Source organism: Parachryseolinea silvisoli (genome assembly GCF_021190955.1).
Classification (GTDB): domain Bacteria; phylum Bacteroidota; class Bacteroidia; order Cytophagales; family Cyclobacteriaceae; genus Ohtaekwangia; species Ohtaekwangia silvisoli.
This window is the reverse complement of the sequence record NZ_JAIOAO010000001.1, coordinates 1,792,464-1,809,043: the sequence shown is the minus strand read 5'-3', so window position 1 is coordinate 1,809,043 and position 16,580 is coordinate 1,792,464. Positions and strand designations below refer to the sequence as shown.

14 protein-coding genes are annotated in these 16,580 nt (G+C 49.6%); 3 read left to right on the top strand and 11 right to left on the bottom strand.

What is annotated here, in order from left to right; all coding sequences use genetic code 11:
• Positions 1–7: 7 nt before the first annotated feature.
• The 6 genes from K7P01_RS07510 to K7P01_RS07485 all read right to left on the bottom strand — a co-directional run bounded on the left by K7P01_RS07510 (position 8) and on the right by K7P01_RS07485 (position 7,087).
• Positions 8–844, bottom strand: coding sequence for a hypothetical protein (locus tag K7P01_RS07510; protein WP_267291445.1), 837 nt, complete (start codon positions 842–844; stop codon positions 8–10).
• Between the two features lie 88 nt (positions 845–932).
• Positions 933–2,915 carry a type IV secretory system conjugative DNA transfer family protein gene (locus K7P01_RS07505; protein ID WP_267291443.1) on the bottom strand — a complete coding sequence of 661 codons (1,983 nt, stop codon included), beginning with the start codon at positions 2,913–2,915 and terminating at the stop codon, positions 933–935.
• A gap of 12 nt (positions 2,916–2,927) precedes the next feature.
• Entirely contained in the window at positions 2,928–3,803 is an 876-nt protein-coding gene (locus K7P01_RS07500) for a hypothetical protein (RefSeq protein ID WP_267291441.1), read from the bottom strand.
• Between the two features lie 6 nt (positions 3,804–3,809).
• Entirely contained in the window at positions 3,810–4,844 is a 1,035-nt protein-coding gene (locus K7P01_RS07495) for a hypothetical protein (protein WP_267291439.1), read from the bottom strand.
• A gap of 17 nt (positions 4,845–4,861) precedes the next feature.
• Positions 4,862–5,074, bottom strand: a complete 213-nt coding sequence (locus tag K7P01_RS07490; RefSeq protein ID WP_267291437.1) for a hypothetical protein — start codon at positions 5,072–5,074, stop codon at positions 4,862–4,864.
• A 114-nt stretch (positions 5,075–5,188) separates the two neighbouring features.
• Positions 5,189–7,087 (bottom strand): T9SS type A sorting domain-containing protein, encoded by a 1,899-nt coding sequence (locus K7P01_RS07485; RefSeq protein ID WP_267291435.1) that lies wholly within the window; start codon positions 7,085–7,087, stop codon positions 5,189–5,191.
• 137 nt (positions 7,088–7,224) lie between these two features.
• Between K7P01_RS07485 and K7P01_RS07480 the strand changes: the two genes are divergently transcribed.
• Together K7P01_RS07480 and K7P01_RS07475 are read left to right on the top strand one after the other, a co-directional pair.
• Positions 7,225–10,128, top strand: coding sequence for a CHAT domain-containing protein (locus K7P01_RS07480; protein WP_267291433.1), 2,904 nt, complete (start codon positions 7,225–7,227; stop codon positions 10,126–10,128).
• Positions 10,129–10,160: 32 nt separating this feature from the next.
• A complete protein-coding gene (locus K7P01_RS07475; protein ID WP_267291431.1) occupies positions 10,161–11,774 on the top strand; it encodes a M48 family metalloprotease in 1,614 nt (537 codons plus the stop codon).
• Here K7P01_RS07475 and K7P01_RS07470 read toward each other — a convergent pair.
• The 3 genes from K7P01_RS07470 to K7P01_RS07460 all read right to left on the bottom strand — a co-directional run bounded on the left by K7P01_RS07470 (position 11,766) and on the right by K7P01_RS07460 (position 14,709).
• The gene (locus tag K7P01_RS07470) at positions 11,766–12,380 is read right to left on the bottom strand and encodes a hypothetical protein (RefSeq protein ID WP_267291429.1); all 615 of its coding nucleotides are present in this window, start codon (positions 12,378–12,380) and stop codon (positions 11,766–11,768) included. The genes K7P01_RS07475 and K7P01_RS07470 overlap by 9 nt on opposite strands.
• 32 nt (positions 12,381–12,412) lie before the next feature.
• Entirely contained in the window at positions 12,413–12,973 is a 561-nt protein-coding gene (locus tag K7P01_RS07465) for an RNA polymerase sigma factor (protein ID WP_267291427.1), read from the bottom strand.
• A 119-nt stretch (positions 12,974–13,092) separates the two neighbouring features.
• Positions 13,093–14,709: a Na+/H+ antiporter gene (locus tag K7P01_RS07460; protein WP_267291425.1), complete on the bottom strand. Its 1,617-nt coding sequence runs from the start codon at positions 14,707–14,709 to the stop codon at positions 13,093–13,095.
• Positions 14,710–14,864: 155 nt separating this feature from the next.
• Between K7P01_RS07460 and K7P01_RS07455 the strand changes: the two genes are divergently transcribed.
• Positions 14,865–15,305, top strand: a complete 441-nt coding sequence (locus K7P01_RS07455) for a DinB family protein (RefSeq protein ID WP_267291423.1) — start codon at positions 14,865–14,867, stop codon at positions 15,303–15,305.
• 18 nt (positions 15,306–15,323) lie between these two features.
• On the opposite strand, the gene K7P01_RS07450 is transcribed toward K7P01_RS07455, so the two are convergent.
• Together K7P01_RS07450 and K7P01_RS07445 are read right to left on the bottom strand one after the other, a co-directional pair.
• Positions 15,324–15,662 carry a winged helix-turn-helix domain-containing protein gene (locus K7P01_RS07450; RefSeq protein ID WP_267291421.1) on the bottom strand — a complete coding sequence of 113 codons (339 nt, stop codon included), beginning with the start codon at positions 15,660–15,662 and terminating at the stop codon, positions 15,324–15,326.
• Between the two features lie 4 nt (positions 15,663–15,666).
• Positions 15,667–16,572, bottom strand: coding sequence for an MBL fold metallo-hydrolase (locus K7P01_RS07445; RefSeq protein ID WP_267291419.1), 906 nt, complete (start codon positions 16,570–16,572; stop codon positions 15,667–15,669).
• Between the last annotated feature and the right edge of the window lie 8 nt (positions 16,573–16,580).

Genomic DNA, 16,580 nt, shown 5'->3' with positions numbered 1-16,580 from the left:
TATCCATTTATTTCGGTATTCCGGCTTTCTGTTTTTCAGTAGCCATTATTTTATCCCAGGCTTCTTTTTTCATGATGATTAAGTCCTTGTCTTTGCAGTCCCATATGGAAACATGCTGGGAGCCTATAACAAAATGTTGCCCCCAGGGTATGTGTGGTGCATAAAGCAGTAGGGTGCAGACGTCGGTGGGGGTGATCAGATCGCCTGTTTCAGGCAGATGGGTATGCATCGTGGCCAGGACTAATTTACCGTCTTGCTGATCGTATTTTATCGGGATCAGGTTCTTGTGTAGCGGTCGTTTCTGTTTTAGGGTATTGGTATTGTCAAACGTCAGCAGGTAATCATTGCCGAAGACGATGATGCCCTGTTCCTGAGGAGCTGTTAAAACATATACCCTTTTTCCTTGCTTGTCACTTATCGGGATGAAATTAGGGTTCATGTTTTTATACGAATGGAACATAGTATCAGACGTATACGCACGAATCGCGATCTGACGGATCGTCACCAGATCGTGCTCATGCCTGGTTAATGCCCGCTCCTGACCATCGACAACGGCTGTCTGGGCGTTGTAGGAACTGTCGAATGTAAATGTAGCGATCGCTTTGGGCGTCGCGTCTTTCGAGAAGAATATACAGACGGCCTTTTCGCCGGCCAGGTAGGAAAGATAGCCGCCGGTATTTTCCTTTTGTTCGCCATACTTTGCTAAGAAAAGATCGGTTCCAACCCAGGAAGCCATTTCAGATCTGTACAGTTGCGTTCCTTCCAACAGAATTTCGGCCTGGGATTGTGCAAAGGCTTGGATTCCCCAGAGGGTCATGGCACATAGCGCAAGAAGCTTCTTCATAAAGTGTGATATGGTTCCCAAGGTAAGCTTTTTGTGCGTACCGATCATGCCCAAATCCATTCGTCGCTCATGGCAGGCGGGGCCGGGATTAGAAAAACGACTTCAATTCTTCACGCATGGGAAACGGCAAATGTTCTCCGGGTTGAAATAACCCGTCGGAGAAGAATTTGATCTTACGGGCTTTGATGGGAAAAAGTCCTTCGACAAATAAAAATTGTAAATTGGTTCGGTATAGCTTGTCTGGATATAACAGTCTTCTTTCCTGTGCTGCGTAGGAATGCGATGTGCCATTACCCCCCAATCCACCACCATCGGAATTTATGCTTTCAGTTCGTGTGATCACCGTGGTCATGCCGGAAAGCCTGGAAATGTATTCGGCCGTGTCGGCGTCGGAAATGCCAAAGAACTGTTGCACACGGGCGTTGGAAGAGAAGGTCTTCCATTGGTTGTTGCCATAGATGCTGGTGAGCTGGGATATGTCCTGAAAGAACATCCACAGATTAAGTCCATACCCGCGGAGTAGGCTTACGGCTTGCAGCAACGGTTCCATTTTTCCGAGTTGTGCCATTTCATCGACGATCATCAGAATCCGTTCTACCGGCGGTTCCGGGCTAATCGATATTGCGTTAATAAGAGAAGACACCCACAGCCTCATTAAGCGGCTGTAGGCATCGAGTTTGTTCGCAGGTAGAACGAGGTAGATAGACTGTTTATTTTTTTTAATCGCCGTCAGGTCTACATCGGCTCTGCTCACATTGTCATAAACCAGGGGGGAGTCCAGAAATTCCAGGTGACGCAATGTAGTCGATAGAACAGACATGCGCTCCTCGCCCGCCATGAGGGAGATCTCCGAGCCAATTTTGCTCAGGTATTTCGATGACTCTCCTGTAAGACAGGCATTCTTGAAACCCGCCATGCTTTCGTCATCTTCAAATATTTCAAAGATTAAATCTCGTACAGTAACCAATGTTTTGGGTTCGTGGTGGCAGCGCTCGTGCAAGCAGAGAAAAACGATGACATTTTTTATGATCATCTTGGCTTTTTCATCCCAGTGAGGATCTCGTTCGCCTGCTTTCATGACAAGCATGTTGGCAATCACATTAGCCTGGTCAAATACTTCCGCGTAGTTGTTGGTGGCAACAAGATTCTCGATCAGTTGCAGTGGATTTAATCCCTTATTATACACCCCTGGCGCAGCTTTTCCTTCTATGGGTGGATTAACTTTGTCCTGCAGGTTGGTATAAAATGTTTTTATATCCTGCAGGTTTTTAGTCATGTTTCCATCTTTTTCGATCCGCTCGATTCTCTTCAGCTGCCGTTGAATTTGCTTATATACTTCTCCGAAAGGATCGATCAGGCAAACTTCCTGACCGAATCGGTTCACGCGTGCGTACACCGATCGGATAAAATTCTCACCCTTGGGGTCGACCACGATCACGCTGCCACTGTACTGCAACAAGTTCGGTACGATGACACCCACTCCTTTTCCGGCACCCGTTTTCGCTACGGTCAGAATATGACCTTCACCTTTGAATCCTATCACCTCTCCGGTTTCTGGATCGCGCCCCAGTATAAGACCATCTTCCTGGACAAGCGCAGCGTCCCGTAACTCACTCGGCCTGCTCCAGCGGGCGTCACCAAATGGCGTGCTCGAAAAATCATAGACAAAGTCTCCTCCGGTAATGAGATATTTATAGGTCAATAGAATTACGCCGATGCCGACAAAAATGTAAAAAGCGGTAGCCGATGTCGAGAATAAAAAATATAAAAGCGTAACAAACGACAACCAATTGAAAAACGTATTGTTTGCAAAGCGGAGAAAACTTTTTGAGAAGGCAACGTGTAACAACGTGAATATGGAAAGAAATGATGCGATTCGGAAAAGTACCACAACGGGGTCGTGTAGTTTAGAGATATAGTCGGTTGTCAGCGAAAGGAAATCTTTCGCGGGAATCTGGTAATAATAGCCATATAACGTTGCACTTAATAGCAGTGCCAGGAGGGTTGCCAAGCTGCCTTCCTGTAGTAAAAATAGGTAGGGTCTGGCGATATTTCGTAGTATTTCCTTCATGGTTTTTGTAGGTCAATAATTTCTTAAAACATGGAGTAGCTCATCCATCGAGCTGCTATTTTGATATTTCATGGAATGAGCATATGCATTGACCGTGGTGTCAGCAAAGTAGCATTCCCAGAATTCGCGAATTCTTATTTTGGCCATGGCGTTCTGAGACACGTTGGAGTGGCCATCGTACACCAGTATCTTTGCCCCTTGCAGATTACAGAGGAGGTTATTTGTCCTGAGCTTTTGGAGTATGGCATTGTAGTCACTTTTTTCCAACATGCGTTTGCTGTTGAAATTGACCATGTCGCTTTCCTGGACGAGGTCGGAAAAAATGACCAGGTAATTGATTGTCCGCTCTCCGGGCATCCAGGATTCCTCTTGTTCTTTGACGAAATCGTCTTTTACGCTGTAGATCGCCGACAGGAGATCAGATTCGCGATTGTATTTTCTTCTGACCCTCCGCAAAGAGTCCAGCCTGTTTTCAATAAGCGGTGAGATAACCTTTAAATATCCCTTCACTCGCCTGGGCATGGTGGCCGTTGCCGTGATACCATCTTCTCCCTTCTTTTTGAATGGTGGACGTACGGAATCTGGGATCTGTAAATTTTTGAAGGTCATTCCATATTCGCCGTCTGCGTTCTGAAAATCCTCAAACATGATGGTGACGCGGTCCGTCAATGAGCCGGCGTCGATGGGGTATACCATGAGTTTGTCGTTCGGGCCCATCGATGACAGGATCATTTTGATGCCGTCTGCGTATGCTAATACACGTTCTCTATTGATGCTGCTCGAGAAATCGATCAGACAAACAATATTCTTTTTTTCAGGTTGAAGCTTTGGGCAGCCGCTGAGCGTTAAGAGTAAGAGTATGTTCAGCGCAAGGTGTTTTATTTTCATACTGAATCAGGTATTTGAGGAATGTGCCTCACCATTCAATCGTAGCGTCTCGGGCTCTAATCTTTTTAGAATGAAGATCTTTAATATGTTCTGATCCTCCGTGTGCGCTAGTCCGTGGACCTGGTAAGGATGCTCCTTATTATTCTTTCGTTGCAGGGTGTGGTTAATGGCCTCCAGGTAATTTTTGAATCTGTTCACTCTTCGGAATGTCAGGGCAATCTCTTCATTCAAAGTTTTGGCCCGCCGTATGGAGAAAATATCGATCAAATGATTTTTCCGTTTTTTGTCTAGGTCCAGTCTGATCCGATACCGCGTCATGGCGTTATAGGCAGCTACAATGTTGTGGTTTCGTTTGATGACAAACATCGTCATGCCGCCGATGAACGGAAGTATCAGTGACACCAGTGTTAGTGGTGATACGCCTGTAGTGTTAGTACGGCTCAGGGAGATAGCCTCGATGACGGCGGCCCTTTTTTCGGCGAAGATGTAAATTGTCCACAGGCAACCCAGCATGACGGCTGTGCAGATAATCAGAAAAGCAATCCGGCTGCTGTCGTGATGGGTGACCTTCGAGCTCACGGAAATCTCCAGGGTATCCGGAAAGTTGTATTTGATCTTGTCGCTTTCGAGCCAGTGGTGAAAGGCATTTTCAAATACCATGTGCATCGAAACGATGCTGACCACTGTCAGTATAAAGGCAGTGACCGTTCGCATGAGCAGGGCCCGAAGTCCAATTTCTCCGGGCATAATGAATATTTCCATGTTCTCGTAGTTGATGAACGATTCCGCCAGCACGAGAAGCACGAACAGAATTGAGAGGATGCATCGTAGCAATACGGCGTTCTTATATACATTTCGTTTGATCGTCGTATTGACCACATCACTGTCAGTCAGAAATGAATCGTGACTCTTGTTTAAGAATGTGAGCTTTTTGTTTATTCTTTTTACAGCTTTCGTTACCTCGTGAAGCGTGTAATTCGATAGCCCTTTCTCCCGGTTCTTCAACCATTGCCGGCGGGTGATTGGATATAGAAGCGTCATACAGTGATTTGTTAGGGTTAAGGTGTTAACGTAGGACCTCTTTTTTGCTTTTTGGGATTATTGGGATCTCCTCCCAGCATGTCCTGTTTGTTCACCGCAAACTTTTTGGCCGTATTGACAGCTTTTGATGTGCCCATGCTCGTACTGTTTTGCTTAAAGCGATTTTTGGTGACGGCAGCCTTGGAAGTAATGTCCTGGGCATTTTGTTTGAAATCATTCTTTTTTTTCATGGTGTATTTGTTAGGGGCCATGCTGCCGCCGGAGCTCCGCGGAGCAAGCAAGAGGTCCTTGCTGCCGCGGAGGATTACCGGCGATCGCTACCAGTAGCAGAAAGCACAGCGTTATCAGCGTTTGATCATTCTTAGTGTTTGTTGTTTTCCTTCGTTCTGAATAACAACTGTATATATACCAGGAGGTAGATGAGATACCGGGTAACGTGTCGGCTGATTCTCTCCACTGGAATCCAGCGCAGAATGCTCGAATACTTTTCGCCCGTGGTCGTTATAAATCCGGATGATATTTTTCTGTTTGGAAGCGCTGCTTCTCCATTGAATCGTGAAGGATTCATCCACCGGGTTGGGATAAAGCGATAGGTTCGGTATAGCGTGGGTGGCGTTTATGCGGGAGCGATTTCCGGTGCGACCGAGGCTGTCCGTGTCGGGTTGTACCTCCAATATATAGGCTGTAGTGTCGGTACAGGCAAGAGAATCGGTCACTATAAATACCAGGGGGTAGCTTGCCGCACTATCGGGTACACCGGTTAGTATGCCCGTGACGGCGTCCCAGGAAATACCCGGAGGCAATGTGCCTGTAAGCAGCGAGTAAGCATAAGGGGTATGTCCACCGGTGGCGGCAAGCGCCTGTGAATAGGTCGCCAATACCTGGGCCGTCGACAGCGAGTCCGGACCGAGGACTAAGGCTGAGCAGGTATCTTCTTGGATCTGGATGATCCAGAAATCGGCCAGCCCCTTGCTGTTCACGGACTTTGTGGCCGATATAGTGGATGCAGACCAGCCTCCCAGTAGAAATGCATTGTCGGTGGTTTGTATGCCCACCTGAGCGTTGTCGTCGCTGGTGCCACCCAGCGTCTTGTCCCATTCCAGGTTGCCGTTTGCATCGGTCTTTACCGCCCAATAATCGTTACCTCCCAGATTGGGCTCTGTTTTATTACCCGAAGCGCCTGAGCTGGACGTGCCGGCCAATAGAAATCCGCCATCCTGGGTGTTAGAAATCGAGCGGCACTCATCCGACCCGGTGCCACCAAATGATTTATCCCAAACTTTGGTGCCCGAGGTATTGAGCTTGACAATCCAGAAGTCGCTACCACCAATAGCAGTGGTACGGTCACTTGAGACAGGTGACATCGACATACCACCGATAATGAGCTCGTCTGCCGGGGTGATGCAAGCCGCCCGTAAAAACTCGAGGCCACTGCCGCCGATCGTCCGATCCCACATTTTGGTACCCGTAGACATGATGCGGACAACCCAGTAGTCGAAGCTGCCTTTTCTGTTCTGGCTTTTCTCGCCAGAGATATTGGAATCCGAATAGCCGGAGATCAAAAAGCCTCCTGTGGATGTAAGGTGTACAGCCGAAGGAATATCAATACCATTGCCGCCATATGTTCTGGACCATACCGTGGTACCCAACGCATTCAATTTGATAGCCAGATAATCCGTAGATCGAACGGAGCCGGCATCGGTCTCCCCGACCAGCAAGAAGCCACCGTCGGCAGTGATCGTGGCGGCGTAGAGTATATCACTGCCGCTACTACCCAACGTTTTGTCCCAGAGCTTGTTTCCATTGGCGTCTACTTTGACGACCCAGAAATCCCGTCCACCCAGGTTCGCATGGGTTTTGTCCCAACCGGCGCCCGACGTGGAATAGCCGCACAACAAATACCCACCGTCCGGTGCAGCAACCAGTGCGCGTAAGATATCCATGTTGCCGCCGCCATATGTTTTATCCCATAGTTTCGTGCCGCTACCGTCTGTTTTTACCAGCCAATAATCTTCAGCACCCCGACCAAATTCTGATTTGTCGCCCGGCGGATTCGACCGCGATTCACCGGCCAGCAAATACCCGCCATCGGGCGTAGCAACTTGACAGAATAGCCGGTCATCGGCAGTTCCGCCCAGGGTTTGGTCCCATACCCTGGCAATGGACACTTGTGCTTGACTCTCCAGGCAGACGCAGGTCAACAGCAGGACCAGCCCGACATACTTCATAAAATTCACATGCATAACTTTGTGGGTTTAATTACAGGTGTATATGATCTCCCGGGCGGGATATCACCATTTTGAGGAATTTTTTTTTCTGCGTGCTGATGGATGAGGAAAACGTTATATTTTGATACTGATTCGTCTCCTTTATCTGTACCATGAAAATATATGCTGTTGCGGTTCGCATACTGGTAATAAGCGCCTTGTTCGAAAATGTCACGGCCGCTTTGGCGCAGGCGCAGCCAGATATTATTAATAAAAACAAAACATACACTTTTTCTCAGTTTGATAGTGTATATAATGCTGGCGGTTACGATAAGGCGAAAACTATAGCAGAACATCTGGTGGCCAGGGCACATGAACGCCCGTCCGACACATTATATACACAAGCTCTCCGGCTCCTGGCCCTTTCGAACCGGGCACTGGGCCACCTGCAGGCGGCGGAAGAGATCTTCGAGCAGATTGCGACAACAACGGAACCGCGCAAACAGCAGACTGCCTTTTATCGGAATATATTGCTGGAGTGGGGGAATATCAGCCGCGAAATAGGGAACTATGCAAAAGCAGAAAATATCCTTCAGGGAGCTATCGCGTTGCACCGCGAGCAGCTTTCTGCGATGGACAGCCTGGAGTATGCCAACTGCATGGATGCGCTGGGATCGGTATATATGAAAGGTGGTGAGTATGAGAAGGCGGAAAGATCCATTCAGGCTGCCCTCCAAATTTCGGAGCGATACCGGGATACCAACACGAGTTTATACCTGATTCACCTGACGGACCTTGCTGCATCCTATAATGCCGCCGGTAAACATACAGAGGCCGAACCAGTGTACCTGAAGATTCTCGCGCTCAAAAAAGAGGTGTTTGGAGAAAATCACGCGTCCTATGGCCTTGCCCTCAGCAACACAGCTACATTCTACGCCAATACAGGGCGTTATGCACAAGCCGAGAAAATGCTTCTGCGGGCACTGGAAATCCGGGCAGAAAAGCTCGGGCGGCGGCATCCGGACTATATCATATCGCTTGCAAACCTGGCAGTGTTGTACGATATGATGAAAAAACCACAGGAAGCCTATGAGCTCTATGGTGGGCTTATCGAGCTGACCCGTGAGCAATTCGGAGAGAACACTCCCGACTACGTCTATACCCTGCGGGATGCCGCCAATAATTATCAAAGCCTCGAAAAATATAGCGAAGCAGAGGCGTTGTATCTTCAGGCGGTGGAGGGTATGAAGCGGGTGTTGGGAGAAAGCCACCCACAGTACGCGTTAACCCTGAATTCCCTGGGATACAATTATTTTTTGCAGGGCCAATATGCAGAAGCGGATCCGCTTTTTGAACAAGCGCAAAAAATATACCGTGAGAAAGTGAGTGAGTTACACCCCTACATAGCCATTACACACGATAACCAGGGCAGGTTGCGGGCGGCGCAAGGTGCAACGGAAGACGCCCGTAATCATTTTCGACTGGCACGTGAGATTCGATACAAGCGCATTCGCGAAATGTTTCCGATTATGTCGGAAAAAGAGAAAAATAGCATGTACGCTTCTCTTCGGCGAAACTTTGATCTGTCGCGTAATTTTGCCGTGCAGTATGGGGACTATGCAGATGCACTCGAGATCCAACTGTTTACAAAGTCGCTGTTGCTCTTTGATCTTCACCGCATACAACGGCAAGTTCAGAGAGACCCGGCCTTCTCTGGTTTTTACCATCGTTGGCAGGATGCGCGCAAAGCTATTGCAAATGCTTATAATCAATCACCGGAACAACGTTTGAAATCGGGAGTAGTGCTGGCGACACTCGAGTCAAAAGCAGATTCCTTGGAAAAATACATTGCGTTGCGATCGGGGGCCTTTACCCGCGTCACAAGATCGTTAAAAACCGACTGGCGTCAGATCGGGCAAGCGTTGCGGCCGGGAGAAGCGGCAGTCGAGATAATTCGTTTTTTGAAATATGACTTTACAGCCAATCGCGATTTTTCGGATACAGTTGCTTACGCAATCCTAATCATTCTACCCGGTGCAAACGATCCCGCGCTCGTACTCCTGGAAAATGGTAATGATATGGAAGCGAAATACCTTCCGGCGTACCATGATGACATTCGGAATCAAACCTACGAAGCCGATCCCTATACATGGTTCTGGAAGCCTGTTGCAGACAAACTAGCCGGGGTTAAGACGGTCTATGTGTCGGCAGACGGGATCTATCATTTGGTAAGCCTTGAGGCATTGCTCAACAGGCAAACCGGCATGTATGCAGGGCAGGAGAAAAGCATTCGGATGGTGCCCAGTTTAAGAAGTTTGTTACCGGCTCCAGTCGAAGTAAATTCGCAGGAGTACGTTCTCTTCGGCTATCCAACGTTTGATAAAAAATCGGAGCAACAAAATCGGGTCGCTGCCGTGACAGACGCTGCGTTGCCGAGAGAACTGGTAGCAGACACAGGCGAGCGCGACTATAATTGTTCGCCCTTGCCGGCCACTAAAGCGGAAGTGGAAAGTATTGCCCGTCTGCTGAAAAAGAAGCGGAAAAAGTCAACAGTATTCATGGAGACTGCTGCCAGTGAGGAAGCATTAAAGACGATCTCTTCACCGCAGGTATTGCACATCGCTACCCACGGATATTTTGAGAAAAATCCTGACAATAACCCTATGCTCCGGGCGGGACTGTTGTTTGCCGGTGCCAGGCAAACACTTGAAAAGAAGGGTAGCCTGCCGTTATCCGGCGACGATGGTGTTGTAACGGCCTACGAGGCAGTCGGGTTGGATTTGACAGGAACAGAATTGGTAGTGCTCAGTGCCTGCGAGACGGGACTGGGAGAAATCAGATCCGGCGAGGGAGTATATGGCTTGCAACGTGCCCTTACCATTGCCGGGGCAGATGCAGTCTTAATGAGTTTATGGAAAGTAAACGACCAGGTTACAGGCGAGCTGATGACGTACTTCTACGAATATTGGCTAAAAGGGTTGGAAAAACATCATGCACTGCAGAAAGCGCAGCAAAGGATACGCAGCCGCTATCCGCATCCGGCGTTGTGGGGTGGCTTTGTTATGATCGGGAAGTGATCAATAATGTATGGTGTAAACACAGAAGCAAAATGTCAGCGCGGTGGGTGGGAATAATATTGCTACTGATGGGTGGCCAGGCTGCCGGTCAGGGACTTTCGGAGTCGCATTTTAAATTTGTTACAGCCCGAAATGTCTATACCGCCGTGGCTGCTTCCTTTGGGGGAAGTATGCCGAAACCACCGCTTGTCATGGTTCCCACACAAAGTAAAAAGCGCGTGATCGCCCGGTATGTAGGCGGAGTAGTTGAGATCGACGAGACTGTGTACGACCTATGTCGTGGCTTTGGTGCGGACTCGCTCGCAGCGCTTGCCTGCGTGCTGGGCCACGAGCTGGCGCACTACTATCTTCGGCATACATCTTCCGAGAGCTTCTCGCAGCTTCTGATCAAACCCCTCGCCGAGGTGTCCACAGACCGGCAAAAGGAGACCGCGATGATAGAGTCACAGGCCGACTATCACGGCGCCTTTCAGGGATTTTTAGCAGGCTATCCTACCTACCGGGTTATTGCGGCGCTTTATGAAAAGATATACCAGGCGTATCACCTGCCTGAGAAGGTTCCGGGCTATCCGTCGCGGCAAGATCGTATAGCGATCGCTGGCGAAAAAGCAACGGCGATTGCCCGCATGGCACCCCTTGTCGAGACAGCGCGTTTTTTAGTTGTAAAGGGTGACTATACCTCAGCCGCGCGATGCTATAAATATCTGCTGACCCAATTCCCTTCGCAGCAAATGTATAATAACCTCGGTGTCTGTTATCTTCAACAGGCAGCAACGCATTTCGTTGACGAACAGGCCGCCTTTGCCTACCCGTTTGAGCTGGATCCTGTGAACCGACTTTTAAATATCCATACACGTGGAGATAGGGTGGATGCCACTGCGCGCGAAGCACTTTTGAGCCATGCACAGGAAAATTTTCAGCAGGCAATCCACCTGGATAACACATATGCTTCCGCCCATATAAACTTAGCGACGGTGCAGTCCCTGCAAAATGTTCCCTCCGCATCGATCGGTACGATCGATCTATTGCAGCGGTACACTGAAGGAGAGTTGCCGGCCAATGCTTACCTGGTTCGGGGTATTGCCTACGTGCGTAATGAACAGCTCGATGCCGCCGGCCTGGATTTTGAGAAAGCAAGGCAGGGCAGTGCATTTCAGTCAGACTATAATTATGCCTTGTTTCAACAACTCAAGCGTTCCTGGTGGGAGGGACTGGAGGAATGGATTCAGGATTATTTTTCGTCAGCGCCGCAGCCATCAAAAGCCAGGCCGCTTCCTCCGGCCACTGCATTTGGCAATCATCGGCCGGTAAGCCCGGCTGCGTTTAAGCCTGTCGTTACATTGCCTTTTCCGGATCCTGTCAGCGTGCATCACTACCAGGAATTGGGATTCTCGTATGTGAAAATTGAAACGGCCAGTCAGCAACTGGAGCTCGTGGCATCGGGTTCCATGGTTTCGGCAGACCGGTGGAAGGGAAAGACCGTTCGCGAATGGCTAAAGAAATACAGGCCGGCAGATGTAACGTTTGTCTTTTCGCAAGGGTATGAAATGCATTTGTACCGGCAGAATAGGATTATCCTGGAAAGCAAGGACAATATCATAACCGGCTGGATGATCTGGCAGTCCGCACCCCTCAACTCAAAATGAGGCCTTTATAAGCTCACGGGGACGATTGAATCCCTTCTCAAGTTGATATACGACCGTATCGGCCTTTAGAAAATATCGTTGGTCTGCGGGGCGGTAATATACTGTCCATTGTGTCGGGCTCCCGGATGGCTGGGGTAAATAAAGTATTAACGTATCCGAGAAGGTGTAGCTTGCGGTGCTGGCGGGTGCTATGATCACCTGCATGACCAGCGAGTCCAGTATAACGGCGTTTTTGCCGAAGCCCAACGCTGTGCTATCAATTTCTTGTACTGGCACAATATAGGTTGTTGCTGCAAGCGGCTGTTTCGGTTGATTGTCCAACAAGTATTTACCGGCGCCATAGGCCGCGATCAGAATCAGCACAGAAGCGGCCGCCCACCAGATCCACCGGTAATTTCCCTCGTCGGAAATCGCCGCTAGTCTTTTCTTCATTTCCAGGCGATTGTGCAGCCGTATTTGTTCGTTTAGCGACTGTTGTAAGGCCACCTTTTCTCGGAAACCTTCTTCCTCTTCCATGCGTTGCTTCACCATACGGATCGAGGCTTCGTCTAACGTTCCCGACAGGAAACGGTCTATCCACTCGGTCTCATTTTCTTCGGTGATCATACAATCTTTACGGTAAGGTTAGGTACATTATTTTACCCAGTGGCGAGTTTTTTTAATTCTTTTAAACACCGATATTTCTGATTGCTCGCTACATGGGCGTCTTTATATCCAAGGCGCTGCGCAACCTCCGTCATATTCACGTCGGCATACACGACAAGCTCCAGGAGCTGGCGACACTTGTTACCAAGCTTTTTGATGGCCAGTTGTAAGTGTTTCTCATAGTTGATGGTCGGAAGGCTGTCTACATCTGTAAGTTCGTCTGCAAGCTCGTCTATGTCGAACTGACTGTTTAAATCAGTTCCGTTTTTTCTGCAATGCGCCAGCCAGTGGTTGCGAAAAACGGAATATAGATAGGATGTTGGTTTGCAGGTAAGCTGTTTCAACTTTCCGTCCATGATATTCTCGTAGAAGGCAATCGTACTATCTTGCATGATGTCCTTTACTAACTCGCTGGGAACTTTATTCCGCTTTGCAAAGTCTTTGATCATGGATTTTGAATCCCGGTACAAGTCGTTCCAAACGGTTTCATCTCCATTTTTTGCTTTTTTAAGCCAGGAATCAAATGCGCCGGAACCGCTGATATACATCGACATACAAAGGTTGCGTACAGAGACTTTAGTATTGAACTTTTTTTCAACGAAAAGGTAAGCTTTTTACGCTTACAGATTGCTATGATGTTGAATATAGGTAGTAGGCGTCTATGTGCCCGATGTTAGTTTCGGATCTCCAGGCCAAACCGCTGCCGTAATTTCTCTTCTTCCAGATCCAGCTGTGTCAGATACTTTCGCACCAGCTCTTCATCAAACTCCTCCTTCCGATTGATCTTGTGTAATAGCTCGCGCTTATGCTGGATCAGCTCGGTAACAATGGTATGATACCGATGCCCGCTTTCCGGTAACGCATCAATTTCCGGTGTCACCTGCGTTGTCAACAAACGCAGCTCATTCTCGATATTTATCCGCAGATTTTGCAGCGGTATATTCCGCGTAAGATCCGAAGTATATTGTTCGTTCAGTAGTGCGAGGGTCTTTTCGTTCAGCTTCCGTTGGATGATAGCTTCTTGTTCCGACGCTGTAATAACGGTGTCCCGGTCGGGGATATGCAGGAAACGGATGACGGCGGGTAATGTTAATCCTTGGACCACCAACGTGATGAGGATCACCATGAAGGTGATGAAGAGGATCATGTTGCGTTGGGGAAAAGCCTGACCGTTGTTGAGCAATAACGGTATAGACAAGGCCGATGCGAGCGACACCACACCACGCATCCCGGCCCAACCAAAAACCAGCGGCATACGCCAACCCGGGCTGCTGTCGGCGGTGGTAATAAACCGGCTGATGAACACGGTAAAGACAGAGGCGCCGAGGCAGGAGAGGATGCGGGTGATGATGATCACAGCCGAAATGATGAGTCCGTATAGAATGGCGCTGGGCAGTGCGTCGGGGCCGAGACCTTCGACGATGACGGGCAACTCCAATCCGATGAACATAAAGACCAGGCCGTTGAGTACAAACCCAAGTGTACTCCACACATTGACTCCCTGCAGGCGACTGATGTGGTTCATGATCTCGTACCGGCGGCTCGAGAGGAATAAACCACCGCTGACCACGGCCAGGACACCGGACACATGGAAATGTTCCGCTGTTATGTACATGGTGTACGGCGCAATCAGCGTTAGCACTGTGTCCATGCTGGGCGTGGTGGGCAGCCAGCGGATGATGGCGTAGAAGATGAGCGCAATGAGCAGGCCGGTAATGGTGCCCATGACAATGACTACGACAAAACTGACGGCCGCCTGTTGCCAGACAAACGTACCGGACGCTACTGCCGCGAGGGCAAATCGAAAGACTACCAAGCTGGAGGCGTCGTTCAGCAGACTTTCACCTTCAATGATGGAGACCAGCCTTTTGGGCACCTGCACACCACGCATGATAGTGGTGGCCGACACGGCATCGGGTGGCGAGATGATGCCGCCCAGGAGGAAGCCCAGCGCGAGGGTAAAGCCAGGGATGATGTTAGCCGAAACAACGGCGACTACACCCGCGGTGAGGATCACAATGCCGAAAGCGAACGAGCCGATTACGCGCCGCCATTTCCAGAAGTCCTTCCAGGAGGTTTGCCAGGCAGCTTCGAAGAGCAGCGGCGGCAGGAAGATGAGGAAGATGATTTCAGGATCAATGGAGATCTCGGGCAGGGCGGGAACAAAGCTGATGGCCAGTCCGCCGAGCACCAGGACGATGGGGTACGAAATCTTCAGGCGCTGGGCCAGCATGACCAACGCCAGGATGATAAATAATAAGACAATGTAAAGTGTGATGATCTGAGGCATGAGGAGACCGATGTACCGACAAAGATAATAAAGTTTATGCCCGGTGGCAGTTGCGATGCGGCGACCAATTCTTGCAATTTTCCGACTTTTTTGAGGAGGGAAGGGCTGCGGTTGGTATATTTCAAGTCGGTAGACCAATTATTGATCGTATCGCTATGCTCGAAAACCTGATTAATTTATACGACCGCGACCTGCGGCGACTTGAAACAGAGCTCTCCACGTTTCGCCAGGAAGAAAACCTGTGGCGGGTTACCGGACAGATTGCAAACCCCGCCGGCAACCTCGGGCTGCACCTGGTCGGAAACCTCACTACCTATATCGGCAAAAACCTCGGCGGCATAGACTATATCCGCGATCGGCCCAGGGAGTTCTCTCGTCGTAACCTGCCGCTTCCGGAACTACTGGGCATGGTACGTACGACACATGGACATGTAACCAGTACGTTGCAAAAGCTAAAAAGCGACGATTTGGAGGCGCGATATCCGGAGGATGTTTTAGGTTTTGAGATGACGACGGGATATTTCCTGTTACACTTATTGGCACACCTGGCGTATCATACAGGTCAGATCAACTATATACGGCGCGTGCTGGAGTAGATAACCGTGGGGCAATGCCTATAGAAGTTTAAGTAGGTCCTTGTTTTTGTCAACGACGGCTTGCACTTGTTTGTTCATTTTCTGGTAGGCCGCCACCACTTTGCGGCCAGTTTCCGTCACCTCGGCATAGCCGCCTTGCTGGCCGCCTTTTTGCGTCACCACAAACGGCTTGCGTCCACGGGTATTCATCTCATCCACCATGACCCAGGCCTTCTTGTAAGACATGCCCATTTGCCGGGCCGCCTGCGCAATCGAGCCGGACTCCTGAATAAGCTCTAACAACTCGGCCCGCCCGGGGCCAAAGAATTTTTCACCATCGAGATCAATCCAGCAACGTACGCGTATTTCTTTTTTCATATAGTCATACTGTATAATTCTCTCCCAGATCCAGAACTTTCAACGTCCCCTGTATTTCCCCTTCCTTCTCCAACTCCCTCAACACCCGCACAGGTTCCCCAATTGGCTCATCACTCAGATTAAACGTTCCATAGTGCATCGGCACCAACACCTTCGCCCCCAAATCATGAAACGCCCGCACCGCATCGCCTGGCGAAATATGCACCGGGTGCATAAACCATTCCGGCTTGTACGCCCCTACACCGATGATCGCAATATCAATGCCCGGAAAAACCGCCCGCGCATCGGCAAAGTGACTGCCATAGCCCGTATCGCCGCTAAAGTATATTGTATGATGCTCGCTTTGTAATACATACGCACCCCAGAGCCTTTTGTTCGTGTCGCGGATGCCGCGCTTTGCCCAATGGCGCGCCGGCAGAAAGTATATATGCACGGTGGGACTTGTCAGATACTGTTGATACCACCCTGCCATCTGGATAGGGCCTCGCCCGGCCCAGGGCCGCAACAGCTTTTCCATCTGCAAGCCTGTGAGAATGGCGGCTGACGGATGCAAGGCCCGGATGCGCCGGATAGACTCTTCCTGACAATGGTCGCGGTGGTCATGCGAGATGAGCAGGTAGTCCAGGGGCGGTAACATTTCGGGCACAACCGGAGCGGGCGTATAGCGGTGCGTGAGGGGTATATCGTAAAATATCGGGTCGATCAGGATGTTTATACCGCCCAGTCGTATAAAAAAAGAGGCATGTCCAAGCCATACGATGCAGTCAGTTGTATCATGTATGAAATGGGTGTCGTGGTGAGTCTTAAGCCGGAACGTGTCAGCTTGCTTCTCCTGCTGTTGCGGTTTAGGACCAAACTTCCATTTTAATACATTCGATAAGGCTGGTATATAGGGGTATTCATGGTTCATGAACCGGC